The sequence below is a fragment of the Coleofasciculus sp. G2-EDA-02 genome, assembly GCF_040226375.1.
Classification (GTDB): domain Bacteria; phylum Cyanobacteriota; class Cyanobacteriia; order Cyanobacteriales; family Coleofasciculaceae; genus Coleofasciculus.
The window spans coordinates 1-13,850 of record NZ_JAVKEW010000223.1 but is presented as its reverse complement, the minus strand read 5'-3'; the positions used below and the strand labels follow the sequence as shown (position 1 = coordinate 13,850).

Annotated in this window: 8 protein-coding genes and 1 pseudogene; 3 read left to right on the top strand and 6 right to left on the bottom strand. The window is 47.6% G+C overall.

The annotated features are described in order from the left end of the window. Positions 1 to 333: 333 nt before the first annotated feature. The 4 genes from RLO19_RS26180 to RLO19_RS26165 all read right to left on the bottom strand — a co-directional run bounded on the left by RLO19_RS26180 (position 334) and on the right by RLO19_RS26165 (position 5,092). Complete coding sequence (locus RLO19_RS26180; protein ID WP_446360320.1) at positions 334 to 1,344, bottom strand: S-layer homology domain-containing protein; 1,011 nt, start codon at positions 1,342 to 1,344, stop codon at positions 334 to 336. Positions 1,345 to 1,441: 97 nt separating this feature from the next. Further along, the gene (locus tag RLO19_RS26175) at positions 1,442 to 2,065 is read right to left on the bottom strand and encodes a (2Fe-2S) ferredoxin domain-containing protein (RefSeq protein WP_446360319.1); all 624 of its coding nucleotides are present in this window, start codon (positions 2,063 to 2,065) and stop codon (positions 1,442 to 1,444) included. Positions 2,066 to 2,229: 164 nt separating this feature from the next. Then, positions 2,230 to 3,753, bottom strand: a complete 1,524-nt coding sequence (locus RLO19_RS26170) for a GspE/PulE/PilB domain-containing protein (protein WP_446360318.1) — start codon at positions 3,751 to 3,753, stop codon at positions 2,230 to 2,232. A 166-nt stretch (positions 3,754 to 3,919) separates the two neighbouring features. Beyond that, the gene (locus RLO19_RS26165; protein ID WP_446360317.1) at positions 3,920 to 5,092 is read right to left on the bottom strand and encodes a HetZ-related protein 2; all 1,173 of its coding nucleotides are present in this window, start codon (positions 5,090 to 5,092) and stop codon (positions 3,920 to 3,922) included. A 681-nt stretch (positions 5,093 to 5,773) separates the two neighbouring features. Between RLO19_RS26165 and smc the strand changes: the two genes are divergently transcribed. Both smc and RLO19_RS26155 read left to right on the top strand, forming a co-directional pair. Beyond that, a complete protein-coding gene (smc, locus tag RLO19_RS26160) occupies positions 5,774 to 9,625 on the top strand; it encodes a chromosome segregation protein SMC (RefSeq protein ID WP_446360316.1) in 3,852 nt (1,283 codons plus the stop codon). A gap of 81 nt (positions 9,626 to 9,706) precedes the next feature. Beyond that, complete coding sequence (locus RLO19_RS26155; protein WP_446360315.1) at positions 9,707 to 10,702, top strand: PRC-barrel domain-containing protein; 996 nt, start codon at positions 9,707 to 9,709, stop codon at positions 10,700 to 10,702. Positions 10,703 to 10,813: 111 nt separating this feature from the next. Here RLO19_RS26155 and dacB read toward each other — a convergent pair whose 3' ends face one another. Next, positions 10,814 to 12,361, bottom strand: coding sequence for a D-alanyl-D-alanine carboxypeptidase/D-alanyl-D-alanine endopeptidase (dacB, locus tag RLO19_RS26150; protein ID WP_446360314.1), 1,548 nt, complete (start codon positions 12,359 to 12,361; stop codon positions 10,814 to 10,816). Between the two features lie 152 nt (positions 12,362 to 12,513). Next, on the bottom strand, positions 12,514 to 13,026 hold the full coding sequence (locus RLO19_RS26145) for a DinB family protein (RefSeq protein ID WP_446360321.1): 513 nt from the start codon (positions 13,024 to 13,026) through the stop codon (positions 12,514 to 12,516). Positions 13,027 to 13,080: 54 nt separating this feature from the next. On the opposite strand from RLO19_RS26145, the pseudogene RLO19_RS26140 reads away from it, so the two are divergent. After that, positions 13,081 to 13,710 (top strand): annotated as a pseudogene (locus tag RLO19_RS26140) (DUF429 domain-containing protein); the annotation flags it as partial. Between the last annotated feature and the right edge of the window lie 140 nt (positions 13,711 to 13,850).

Here is a 13,850-nt window from a genome sequence, read left to right as displayed (position 1 = left end):
ACCTAGACGGCTTTTAAACTATGAGCTGGCAAGCACCCATAGATTCCATGACCCCAATAACGTAGCGTTTGCTGAGACTGGCGATCCATCAATGGAATGATCGTGTTGTCCACGGTTGTCCAGTGTTAGGCGGATAGCTCTAAGCAATAGAATGTCAGTAGTATTATCCGTTACATAATACTTATGCAAATCTAGGCAGAGGTACTCATAAATAGGCTTGCTGCTTACTTCCTGCTTTATTCTGGAGTTGTCGTCACCTTCCCAGTCCACAGGCTAAAACCACCTAACTGGCGGCTATCTGCAAATTAACGGAGGCCTATCTAGTATCCTAAATTAAGGATTGACCACATACTCCGACTTGATGGCTTCTGCTTTCTCAGCTTCTACTAACGCCTGATAAACCATCGCCGCTACCTCAGCACGAGTTGCATCTTGGTTCGGATTAAGAGACTCAAGATTAGGGTAATTCACCACAATACCCGCTTCTGTCGCCGCACTGACTTTTTCGCGAGCGTACTCCGGAATCTGAGCAGAATCCTGATAAGTTTGTAATACTTCCTGAGAGGGTTGAGTTTCTTCTAACCCCAATCCACTCGCCAGTGCAACTAAGACTTGCACCTTAGGAATCGGTTGCTTAGGTTGAAAGGTATTATTGGGATAGCCACGCAAAAAGTTGGTTTTGCTGGCTTCCTGAATCGCGGACCACGCCCAAAAGTCTGAGGATACGTCTTTAAAGTTGGGTGTCGCTAATGTCGGTTGTTGCTCAAAAGCCTTTTTCAGCAACGCCGCAAATTCTGCCCGAGTGATCGAACTATTAGGTTTAAAGGTGTTACTCTCTGGAAAGCCGCTCATAATATCCCGCCGCACCAGAGCGGTAATATAAGGACTTGCCCAATAGTCGTCGGGAACATCGGCAAAGTTCACTGGTTCAACAGGCGTTTCAGTGGGCGTTGGTGTGGGTGTTTCTGTCCTTGGGGCTGAGACAATAGGAGCGAGGGGAACGGCTCTAGCTTTTTCTGGAAACGCCTCGTCTGGGGATGAGGGGGAGGCGGTTACGGCTGGAGAGGGTGAAGGGGAGGCTGGGACTATTTGAATGCGGCTGGGGGTTTGGCGAGTCGGAGTCGGATCAAGTGTCGGAGGTGTCAGTTTTGGCGCAACTGGTTCTTCTATCCTTGGTTCAGAGGTGGTTGAGCCAACCCACTGCTTCAGGTTGAATCCCTTTTGCCGTTGACTCAATACTCCAATCAAAATCGCACCGATAGTGGTAACGGCGATAATTATACCAATCCATTCCTCCAAACCCAGTGGAGAGGAGTCCGAATCGGGTGGCGGTAGATTTCTCATTATGCACCTTGTTTATCTGGCAACAACACTAAGAAAGCAAGGGGAATCGGAGCACTAAATCGTTTTTGTTGAATTGTTGACCCCCAATTCTCCAGTGTCAGCCTCCACAGTTAACGGTAGAGCGTTGGGATACACTTGCCTCTGGCTCTAGTTTACTGCCAAAGTGCTTGTCCACCAACGTCGGTACGTCTTCGGGAGCTACCTCATTGTACCGGGCTTTGTCTGGCATTAATACCATACAAGGACCTTTTTTACACTGTTTCATACAGCCTGTGTCTTTAATCGCTACTTGCTCATCAAGGTTGCGATCGCGCAAGGTTTCATTCATCGCTTGATGGACTTGTGCTGCACCGCGCTTGCGACAGGATGATTTTTTACACAGCATGATGCTGGCTTTGGTTTTCTGCGGAGACGGTTGCAAAAGTTTCTCATATTCCTGGGACTCTTTCGGTGTCTTCAATGTCACCGTTTTGGCTTTGAGTTCCAGTTCCCCAGTTTTCGGTTTGTATTTCTGTTTCCCAGACACTTCAATCTGATCTCCGGATTTAAGGATTTGGGGGAGAGAATCCCGTAGGAGTTTAGCCAGCTTAATATACCGTTCACCTGCTTGTGTATTTACCCATAGCAGCTTGGGTGTTTTGTCTGCCTTACCCAGAAACTTGACAAATTGTCCCTCTAGCAGAAAGGGGGTGACTTGTGTTTTTTTATGTGATTTACCCATGAAATTACTCCTATGTCTCCCTCTAACCGTAACTCTAATTGATAAAAAATGTCATCTATTTTTTGTAATAATTCTTCATCCCCCGTTACAAAGTGAGCGGGGGAGCTTGTTCCAGAGGTTCCGGTGGAACGAGGCGAACATTTAAAACTCAAACTTCAGTTGTCCTACTGATCCCTGGGATTGTGAGTCAGGGTGTTGAGTTGCTTGTCGAGATGGTGTAAGAGTTGGTTAAGGGTTTTGAGTGTCTCCATGGGAGGAAGGGAGTAGCGATAAGAGCGATCGCGGATATCATTTAACTTATGTTGCAGTTGTCCAGCGAGTTTGATCGCATCCTGACCCAATCGTTCCACCTTTTGTTGTTGATAGAACGTCAAAGCGGCTCCGCGCAGGAGTTGTAGCGTTGCCTCTTCCCCGTGAGTACCGGGTACGACTCGCAAACACAATAGAAGAGATTCTTGCTGATAGAATCGCTCACTTTCTATCTGTTTGGGCTGGGTAATCGGCTGCAAAGGCAGGTTAACCAGGTGCTTAAGTTCAACAATGATATCTTCAAAAACGGACAGGCTTAATTTGTCCAAGACAGACTGGGAAGAGTTATCTTGGCGCAAAACAATGCGACCGCGCTCAGATAGTCGCTGGAAATACAGCCGACCCATTCCCCCCTGCAACAGGCGACCTAACAACTCTTCCACGATTTGATGGGGGGCTAAGGTTGCCAAAAACGCGATCGGACGAGATAAATACAGGGGCTTCACCTCTAAGGGTATCAAAGCCTTAGTCGGCAGTGACCTTTTGTAAACTGGAGTCAGCGCCGTCTCAGCCAATACCTTCTTGCTGGAATCAGGGGGCGGTTTTACCGGGGATTGATCAGACGGCGATTGTGAAGTCGGTTGGGGTGTTACTGCCGATGGCTGCCTATCCTCTTGGCGGGGGAAGCCATAGGATTGGTTCAATTCTTCCTGGAGTTGGCGGATATCATCTATAATCAATGTCGGTTGAGAAGCTTTAGCCGGAGGATGATTGGTCTTCGCCGCCGCTTTTGACGCCTCAGGCTGCACCGCCTCAGTTTCAGTTCGACTCGGATCATGGCTGGGTGGAGGTTGAGATGCTGCTGGCGGCTGATTATTGGTTGTCTGATCCTTAGTTAGACGAGCAGGATCACTCGGTTGCGGTTTAGACCCTACAGGCGTAGATTTGCTTTTGTGATCAGCAGCCGGAGGAGAAGGGGTTGACGGCTCAGGCTGATTCACCTCATCTTCAGCTAAGCTGACATCATCAATAATTAGTGTTGACTGTTCCGATCGCGCAATCGGCTGTTGGCGTCTAGAGCGTTGCCTTTTCGATGCCGTGCCTTGATGATCTTTGTTTAAATAGGCAGACAGCATAGTTTTATGAGTGCTGGCGGTAATCTGTTCGACTTTCAGGGAACAGTTCATAAACGCCAAGATGCGACGTACATAATCGAGGGCAGTAGAGTCGTGGAGATCGACCATACCCAGTTTGAGGTACTTACCTTCGAGAGACAGGGGCAAGAATTGATGAAATAGACAGGCTTCAAAAGGCAGAATACTATCAATCAGCCGAAACATTTGCTCACTACTCACGCCAGAGAGTTCCGACGCTTGAGAGGATGATGGTGACTGAACAGGAGTGTCCGCTCGTTCTGGGTCCTGTGGTGAGGGTAACATAATAATTTCTCCAGCCTGAGTATCAATCGGTTCCGATGCCCCAGGAGTCAGATAATATAGACTGTCCGGTTTGGGATTGGCAAAAAGGTTAGCTGTTAACCCTACTTCAATTGTTACTGACTTTGGTTAGGGAATACACAGAATTGGCAAAAGATCAACGTTCTGCTTAAGAAGAGCTGCGTAGGTCTTGAGCCGCTAAGTAGAGCTTACTCCATTCGCCAAGTGCCTGGTTATACTTCCAATTTAGATCCTTGGCAATGACATCTAACGTTTTGCCGGCTCTCAATTGTTGAATTAACTGGCGCTGCTTATCGGTTAGACTTTGCCAATAGTCTTGCCACTGTAGGGGGGTTAGCCCTAAATTATGGTCTTTTAAGGACACTTCTAACCAACTGGCGACTAATTCAGGCTTAACTTTAATAGAAAAAACCCGAATCGCATGGTAACTGATTTTTTCTCGCAAGCGATAAACCTTTTGGATGGGCAAGTCTAAGGTTTTCGCGATCTCCTCTTGAGATTTCCCTTGCAGATAAAGTTGTAACCATTGGGCGGCTTGGGCGCCAACGTTTTGGTCGAGGTAGGCTTCAAATTCTCGACGTACTGATAGACGCAGCACTTGTTGCTCTTGCCAAACTTGAGTCTCTTGATAATCCGCGATCGCTTGATTATCTAACAAGCTCACCGGAGTATCGGTGTCATCGGAGGTGATCGACTCTGAGACAAATCGCACATTTTCCCTGCCGGGTAGATGAGTCATCCCACCCCGTCCTGATCGCTTGAGGAAATTGACAAATCGATAGACGACCAAAGGCTGATTGCGGATCGGGCGTAAACAATATTCCTCAAGGGTAGTTAGTAAGAGGGCGTCGCGTAAATGAATGTCTTCACTACATTGAGCAATCCAAGCAATTTGTCCTTGGATATAGCGATCGCTGTTTAATAATTCCTGAATCACTTCTTGCAAGACATCCACCACAGCGCGTTGGCGATCGCGACTCAAAGACACCCACGTCCGGATTTTATTGCGTAACGTGACTAAACCCGCTAACCGACCCGTTAAATTGCGATAGGCTTGCTCTGGAGTTACCCCCAAATAGCGCTGTCGTAAAATCCGATAGCGATACTCCATCGCTTGGCTGACAATCTTGAGTTTGTCTGGGGTATGGTGGTTTAACTGTTCCCTGTTTTCTCCCAGTAACCACTGGACAATGCTGGTTCGGATATCGGGGCTATAGTCTGGATAGTCATTCGATAAACGCTTTTGCCACTCTTGTTCGAGTTGATCTGCCAACTTTTCCATCAGATGGCACTCCTCTAACCCCTGTTTTAATGTTTGCATAACAACTCCCCTCTTGTTGCACTGACTGTTTTGATAGAGTCTGCTGTGTTAATTTCATCATTTCTATCCTGAGATAGAAGTGATCGCCCTCCTGTGTTGCTTACAAGACAGTCACATTAGTATTTTGACCCAGAGTACGCCCTCTGTGAGACTCAGATCTGCCTTGAGAGTGTTTTGGATCACAAGTCGATGGAAATTGGCTCACCCTGTATTATGGTATCTTCCCAATACGGCAAGGATAGAGAAACCAAGGGGGATGAGGAGATGGGGGAGATGAGGAAGCAGAAATTAAAGCTGATCCAACATTAACCACACAGCGATGAGACTACCACGATTTCAACCGGTCTGTCAGGGTTAAGTAATCATTAAGCCCTGCACATTAATTTTTTTAACTATTCTATATTAGCAATATGAACTGAATGTGTTTTTGTTCGATTCAATTTATATTCCCTTTTTATCTTGATTATATTACTTTGTTTACCGATTTTGAATTATACAAAACTCACACGTTTGTTCACAAGACACGATTCCTACCCCGTCTTCGCAGCAGTAGGAAGTGGGGAACCTATCGCCGGATTAGCTAAAATCTAAAATCTTAACGGGTATGCTCGTGCTAACCTGATCAACATTATTCTTTTGATACACTCGTACCACACAACGAACCTGAACTGACCCACGCCTATGGTGCATGTCAAGCGCCTAGAACTCACTAACTTTAAATCCTTTGGCGGCACGACTCAAATTCCGATGCTGCCTGGATTTACTGTGGTTTCAGGACCCAATGGGTCAGGAAAATCCAATATCCTCGATGCCCTCCTCTTTTGTCTAGGGCTATCCAGTTCCAAGGGAATGCGGGCTGAACGTCTTCCTGATTTGGTTAACCATAATAAAGAGCGGCGGAGTACGGTTGAAGCCAGGGTTACGGTTACATTTGACCTATCTGACGCACCCGATTTTCTAGTTGCACAACAGATGGCGGAAAACTTAAAATCAGAAGCAGATGAGGAAGCACAAGAAACAGAGGAATCTGAAGAATCAGATGAGGAAGACAATCCCAACTCCCAACCCCCAACTCCTCAATCAACAGAATGGAGCGTGACACGGCGGCTACGAGTGACCAAGCAAAACACCTACACCTCAACCTACTATATCAACGGTGAACCCTGCACGCTGACTCAACTGCACGAGATGCTCAACCGCCTGCGAGTTTATCCCGAAGGCTACAATGTGGTTTTGCAAGGGGATGTCACTGGGATTATCTCCATGAATTCGCGAGAACGACGGCAGATTATTGATGAATTAGCCGGAGTCGCCGCATTTGACCGCAAAATTACCCAGACGAAAGATACCCTGAATGAAGTTAAAGAACGGGTTGATCGCTGTCGGATTATTGAAAAAGAACTGATCACCCAACGCGATCGCTTAGCGGCGGATCGGATTAAGGCACAGAAATACAAAAAGCTGCGGGCTCAACTTCAGGAAAAACAACAGTGGGAAGTCGTTCTCAAATGGCGATTGCTGACAATACAGGTGGCTCACCTGAAGACTCTGATTGAGAAAGCAGAACAAGACGAACGCCAGTTTACTTACCAACTCACCACCCTAGAAACCGAAATTGTCCAAGGAACCACTCAACTTGAAACCCTCAACGCCCGTGTGAAAGCCTTAGGCGAAGAGGAACAAGTCGCGGTATCCGCTACCCTAGCAAGCCTTGACGCCGAACGCCGCCAGTTACAACGGCGTCAACAAGAACTGATTCAACAACGGGCGGATACAGAGGCGCATCAACAAACCACTGAGACTGAGATTCAGCAACAGGAACAAAGCCTGCAACAGCTTCAGGCTGAACGACACCATCTAGACACCCAAATTATCGCCTCACGCCGCCAAGAACGGGATGCGGCTCAAACCGCCCTGAACGCCAGCCGAGAACAAGCGGATGCGATCGCGTCAGCTTCAGAAGCTTGGGTACAGCAACAAAACACCCTCACCCGCCAAATTGAAACCCTGCTGCAAACCCTGAATCCCCAGCGCACCGAACAAGCCCAACTCCAAGAACGTCATAATCAACTCAGCCGCCAAATTGATGAACAAACCCAGTTATTAGAACGCATCGCCCCCGAACTTGCCAGCCTTCAAACACAAGGGGCAGAATTAGAAGGGCAATTGAACGCCGTATCGCAACAGATTCAAACCCTTGCCCACACCCTAGCTGCTACCGAACAGGATCTGCAAACTCAAAGGCAAACCCAAACCCGCCTCCTGTCAGAACAACGGGACAAACAGCGTCAACTGGATAAGCTAGAAGCCCAAGCACAAGCACAGCAAGAAGCTCAAGGCACCTATGCCACTAAAATTATCCTCCAAGCCGATATCCCCGGCGTTCATGGCTTGGTTGCCCAACTTGGTCGCGTAGAACCCGATTACCAGCTTGCCCTGGAAACAGCGGCTGGTGGACGTTTGGGTCATGTCGTAGTCGAAGATGATGGGGTGGCGGCGGTAGGAATCGAACTGCTCAAACAAAAACGCGCCGGTCGTGCTACATTCTTACCCTTAAATAAAATTCAGCCGCCCCGATTTTCCCCACTTGTGGCACTGCGCCATGCTCAAGGGTTTATTGACTATGCGGTGCATTTAATCGATTGTGAGCCTCGATACCAAACGATTTTTGCTTATGTGTTTGGCTCGACTGTGGTTTTTGAAACCCTGAGTAAAGCGCGTCCCTATTTGGGTCAATGCCGGATTGTCACGTTAGATGGAGAACTCCTGGAAAGTAGTGGGGCGATGACTGGGGGGAGCAGTAGCTACCGTTCTGGATTACGTTTTGGTACGAGTGATACCAGTGACTCGGCACAGATGATGGCGTTGAGGGATCGTCTCCAGGATATTGAAGCCATGTTAAAGCGCACGGATGAATGGCTAGAACGGGAATCAGCAACGGCGAAAAATCTGGCTCAAACCTTGACAGAAGCCAGGGAAACCCGATCTCAGACGCAGTTACGTCTAGAGCAATCCCGCAAAGAAATTCAGACGCTGACGGAGCAACAAGTTCAAGTGCGATCGCTCCTGGCAAAAAATACCCCGGAACGACAGACGGCGGCTGAACGTTTGCACCAGTTAAATCAGGAACTACCCGCCCAAGAAAGCCAACTGCAAGCCTTACGCCAACAACTGGCTCAACTCGAAGCCGAGCAAACCCCCCAGGAATGGCAACAGATTCAGAGTCAAATTAAAACCCAGGAAGCGGTATTAGGCGATCGCGAACAGGCACTGCGAGAGGCGGAAAAACAGCTCCAAGCCTTAGAGAATCAGCATCAGCGCACGAACGAGAAGCTGGCGACAAGTTATCAACGGATTGCTGAATATCAAACCCAACAGCAATCAATCCAAGAACAGCAAACCGATATTAATCGTCACCTGGAGGCAATTGAGGTTCAAATCACTCAAACCCAAGCCCGATTAACCCAGCTAGAGGAGCGTTTAGGGGAAGCCAAACAAGAACGCGATCGCACAGAGGCTATACTCAGAAACCAGCACCTAAACCAGCAAAAGCTGTCTTGGCAACGGCAAAAACTCCAGGAAACCCAGGTGACAAGGCAGGAAAAACTGGCTACCCTGCAAACTCAACTCGACATTCAACAGGCTGAATTACCCAACCCTTTGCCTGAAGTTCCCCTGATGGTAGGGAAAGGAAATCAGGAGCAGGTAGCCGAGGATGAGACAGATGAAGGAGCTAGTAGAGACGTGACAGTGGAACGTCTGGAATATGAGGGAGTTAATCCACATTCAGACGGGGCGGGTTTAGTTACATCTAGGAGTCACGGAAACGATAATAGTGAAAACAGCCCCTATACAATTTCCCAACTCACTGCTCAACTTGAGACACTGCAACGGGATATCCGTAACGGTCAAAAACAACTTGAGGCAATGGAACCCGTGAATATGCTAGCCTTGGAGGAGTACGATCGCACCCAAGCCCGTTTCCAGGAACTGTCTGAAAAACTGGCAACTCTAGAAGCGGAGCGAACTGAGCTATTGCTGCGAGTTGAAAACTTTACCACCCTACGATTGAGAGCATTCAAAGAAGCCTTTGATGCGATTAATCAAAACTTCCAAACAATTTTTGCCGAACTCTCCGAGGGTGACGGGCATCTGCAACTGGATGACGCAGATGATCCCTTTAACGGCGGACTTAACTTGGTGGCTCACCCCAAGGGCAAGCCGGTGCAACGATTGGCGTCGATGTCCGGCGGCGAAAAATCTCTCACCGCTCTGAGTTTTATTTTCGCCCTGCAACGGTATCGACCATCTCCCTTCTATGCCTTTGACGAAGTTGATATGTTTCTCGATGGGGCAAATGTCGAGCGATTAGCTAGAATGATCAAACAACAGGCTAAACTTGCCCAATTTATCGTTGTTAGTTTGCGCCGACCTATGATTGAATCTGCCGAGCGCACCATTGGTGTTACCCAAGCAAGAGGAGCGTATACTCAAGTCCTAGGATTGAAATTAGGGTCTGCCAAACGGGACTGATGTAGATTATATGTGATTATTAGCCTTGATACTATTGATAACCATTCCAGCAGGAGTTGAGATTCAGGATTGCAAGACATAATGACAACTGAACTAATTCGTCAGCGCTCCGATTTTTTAAACACTCAGGTGATTACTCGCAGTAACGGTAAGCGCCTAGGTGTCGTTAAGGAGCTGCTAGTAGATATTGATCGACGCGAAGTTGTGGCATTAGGGTTACGAGACAACCTGCTCTCGCTGGCTGGAATGCCGCAGTATATGCTCCTCAGCAGCATTCAACAAGTGGGCGATGTCATCCTGGTTGAGGATGAGGATGTGATTGAGGATGTTGATGTTGACGCTTACAGTACGCTGATCAACAGCGAAGTGATTACCGAAACCGGTGAACTCTTAGGTCGGGTTCGAGGGTTCAAGTTTAGCGTAGAAGATGGCAAGGTGGCGTCTCTGATTATTGCTTCGTTGGGATTACCCCAAATCCCTGATCAGGTGATTAGTACTTATGAATTACCGATTGAGGAAATCGTCAGCAGTGGTCCGGACCGCTTAATCGTTTTTGAAGGCGCTCAAGAACGGTTGATTCAGCTAACCGTTGGTATTCTAGAGCGTATGGGTATTGGCAATCCTCCTTGGGAACGGGAAGAAGAGGAAGGCTACTATGCGCCCACCACTCGACCTGAAAATCAATTGGGGACAGGAATACCTGTTCGCACTCCGATTGCTCAACCCATCCAGACGGCTACACCCGTCGAGGAACGGTGGGATGAGGATTGGCAAGAGCCAGAGCCTGAGCCGATACGCCAACAACGGGCAGAGCCAATCTATGCCGAAGCCCAACTGGAAGAAGATAATTGGGGGGATGAATGGGAAGATTCTTCTCAATCAGCGCGTCGGTATGAAGAACCCATTTATGCCGAATCTGAACCTTATGACCAAAACTCTAAAGATGAGTACGCGGATTATGAGGTAGAAGGTGATGCTTGGGACGATAATGTAGAGCGCGAACCCTATCAAGCACCGCCCCTTAACATTCCTGAAAAGACTAAAACCCCAGAATACGAGGAAGAGGCGGGTTATTAGGACAGGGTTGTCGAAGGTTTCCCCCCCCATTTGCATTCAAGTGGGGTGGGTTTTGCCGATAACTGTACTTGCACTATTTTATAACCTGCTGTCAGCCCCGTCATGATAAACTTAACAAGAACGTAACCGCGTCAACAACACCACGATGTCATCAATGGCTTGACGGATAGTACTCACCGATTGATTGGATTGATTCACCATAATACTAAACACCAACGGTTGATAATCGGGAACATCCACATAGCCAGAAAGCGCTGACACGCCAGTCATGGTTCCGGTTTTGGCATAAACTCGACCTTGAGCTGGGGTATTCTGAAAACGCTGTCGTAGTGTTCCTTCTATCCCAGCCACCGCTAAGGAGTTTCGATAGGATTGTGCCATCGGAGTTCGTGCGATCGCCTGTAAGATTTGTACTATAGCCGTGGGACTAACTAGATTGTGGCGAGACAATCCGGAACCATCGGCAAGGACATAGGATTCCGGTTCAACCCCTAATTCTGTTAAAATATCTCCGACCTGTTGCCGTCCAGCCGTAGCTGTTGACTCACTCGCCTCTTTTTCAGTCACACCTAGCGATCGCAATAAGGCTTCCGCATACAGATTATTACTGTTTTGATTGGTTTCGGTGATCAATTCACTCAGGGGAGGAGATTCCACCGCCGCTAATTCAGGGTCCTCCTGGGAATTAGAATCAGCCGTAACATAGGCTTGTTCCACCTGAATTCCTGCATCCGCTAGCGCCAGACGGAAATGCTCCAGAAAATAGTCAGCCGGATCAGGAATTGCCACCGCCGTTAACCAAATTCCTGCATCCGCTGCGAGTTGACCCCGAATTCGCAATACAGGTTTACCCAGCACCCCAGAAATGTTAACGGATTCCGGTGATTCGGCTTCAGCAGTAAGGGTTTGATTTTCGATCTGCCATTGGTTTTGGGCAATGGTATCAGCCCAAGTAACGTTCAAAGGTTGTCCTATTTTTTGGGGAGATAGAGTTAGTAATGCGGCATTTTCATTGAGAATTAAACTATTGACGGCAGTCCCGTAATAAAATTGAATATCTGACCATTCCCAGGTTGGGTTAACCGTGGGTTCACTAAAATAACGATCTTCGACAATTAGTTGATCCACGCGCCGAATTCCCTGACGCTGAAGCTGTTGGGCTAAGTTTTTTAACTGATCAGTACCTAAACTGGGATCACCTCGCCCAATGACTCGTAATTGGGTGATCGTTCCATTTGAAGGGGTGCCATAAACAGAGGTGCGAATGCGAAAATCAGCACCGAGTTGGGATAAAGCGGCGGCTGTGGTGAATAATTTGACATTGGAAGCGGGGATAAAATAGCGATCGCGTTCATGACTGTATAGGGGTGTGGCTGAGGATAGGGGTTGGATCAGGATACCCCAACGGGCATAATTAAATTCTGGACGATTTGCGATCACGTCGATGGAGGCTTTGAGATCGGCGGGACAAAGGGTTGGTGTCTTATCTGGGGAGGGTTCAACCGTTGCAGGTGCATCCGTTTGAGCCGTGACTGGGGTTGGCTGGGTGAGGAATTGCGCTTCAAATAACAGCAGCAACAGCAGCAGCAGTTGTTTGGGGTTAAACCTGGGGCGGTAGGAAGGTTGATTGGTTTTGAATGAGAAAAGGGAATTGAGCATAGGGAGACGTTTGCGCTATCTCTGATACTGTACAGGGAATTAAGGCGCGATCGTCTGGCAATATATTTAGTAGGGTGGGCATTGCCCACCCTACCAGTATGGATAGGGTTTGAATCCTCAAATTGCGTAAGTCCTGATTGGGAAAAACTCTTTTATCCCTCTTGATCATACAAAATCGGTAACCAGGGCAAATCAGTCACCCCTGGATCGTATCCTAACTGATTCAAAAGTGTTGTTAATTGCCCCCGGTGATGGGTTTGATGATTAAACAGATGAGTGACTAAAACCCAGGTGGGTAAAATGCGAGTTTTTCTATCAATATTACTCCTATATTCAAAAGCTTGATTTAACCAGTATTCAGACAGCGTTTTTGTCCAGTCGATAATTTCCTGATCGAGTCTTTCTCGTTCTCGGCGCAGTTGGTCAAAATCATCATATAAAATCTGTCCCATTTTGTTTCCGGTTAGAGGATTACCCGTAAAACGTCCCATCCAGACTAAATCGCCATAGAGTAAATGGTTTAATGTCCCGTGGATGGATTTAAAGAACGCACCGAGGTTTTCTTTTCGTTTATCATCGGGGATTTGAGCGCAAATAGCATACAGCTTTTGGTTCATCCATTGGTTATAGGATGCCCTGAGTTCGTAGGAACTGCGATCGTACATTATGGGATTATTTAAACGGATACAACTATAATTTACCTTGTCGGATAGCATCAGATGAAATTTATCGGAATTGACCTCGGTTGGACTTCGGGCGCGAGTGGTTTATGTTGCCTCAATTGGTCAGATGGACAGCTTCAGCTATTAGAATTAAACCGCAAACAAGCCACAGCAGATATTCTCAATTGGATTAATGATTGGACAGCCGCCACTGAACCCGCCATCATCGCCGTAGACGCTCCCACGCTCATTCCCAACGCCACTGGAATGCGCCTCCCCGATAAACTTAGCCATCGGTATTTTCACCGTTACCACGCGGGTTGTTATCCGGCAAATCGCCAACGCCCTTTTGCCCAACGCACGATAGAGTTTGGTTTAAGTTTGGAAGCACGGGGGTTTATTCACGCCCCACAGATAACGCCCAAAACCCTGGGGCGCTATCAAATCGAGGTGTTTCCCCATCCCGCGATCGTGCATTTGTTTGGGTTAAATCGGATTCTGAAATATAAGAAAGGAAAACTGGCAGAGCGTCAAGGGGAATTATTAAAACTTTATCATTTAATTAGGGACGTATTGCCGAGTTTAGAACCCAAACTTGATGAGATTGATGGTTTAAATGGTAGTTTTTCGGAACGATTTACGGGGGCGACGCTGAAGGAACTAGAAGATAAACTGGATAGTTTAATCTGAAGTTCCCCCCATACAGATGTACTGCGCCCAGGCTAAAGCCTTATACCGTAATGGTTTGAGCGCTCAAGCCCTCAAAAATCGTACCCATGTAGCACTTGCAAAAATAGCGCGATCGCGCTATTTTTGCAATAGACAAG

Excerpts from the sequence above, each read along its gene's own strand:
- RLO19_RS26180 (WP_446360320.1), bottom strand. The coding sequence starts at position 1,344 with ATGAGAAATCTACCGCCACCCGATTCGGACTCCTCTCCACTGGGTTTG.
- RLO19_RS26175 (WP_446360319.1), bottom strand. The coding sequence starts at position 2,065 with ATGGGTAAATCACATAAAAAAACACAAGTCACCCCCTTTCTGCTAGAG.
- RLO19_RS26170 (WP_446360318.1), bottom strand. The coding sequence starts at position 3,753 with ATGTTACCCTCACCACAGGACCCAGAACGAGCGGACACTCCTGTTCAG.
- RLO19_RS26165 (WP_446360317.1), bottom strand. The coding sequence starts at position 5,092 with ATGCAAACATTAAAACAGGGGTTAGAGGAGTGCCATCTGATGGAAAAG.
- smc (WP_446360316.1), top strand. The coding sequence starts at position 5,774 with ATGGTGCATGTCAAGCGCCTAGAACTCACTAACTTTAAATCCTTTGGC.
- RLO19_RS26155 (WP_446360315.1), top strand. The coding sequence starts at position 9,707 with ATGACAACTGAACTAATTCGTCAGCGCTCCGATTTTTTAAACACTCAG.
- dacB (WP_446360314.1), bottom strand. The coding sequence starts at position 12,361 with ATGCTCAATTCCCTTTTCTCATTCAAAACCAATCAACCTTCCTACCGC.
- RLO19_RS26145 (WP_446360321.1), bottom strand. The coding sequence starts at position 13,026 with ATGTACGATCGCAGTTCCTACGAACTCAGGGCATCCTATAACCAATGG.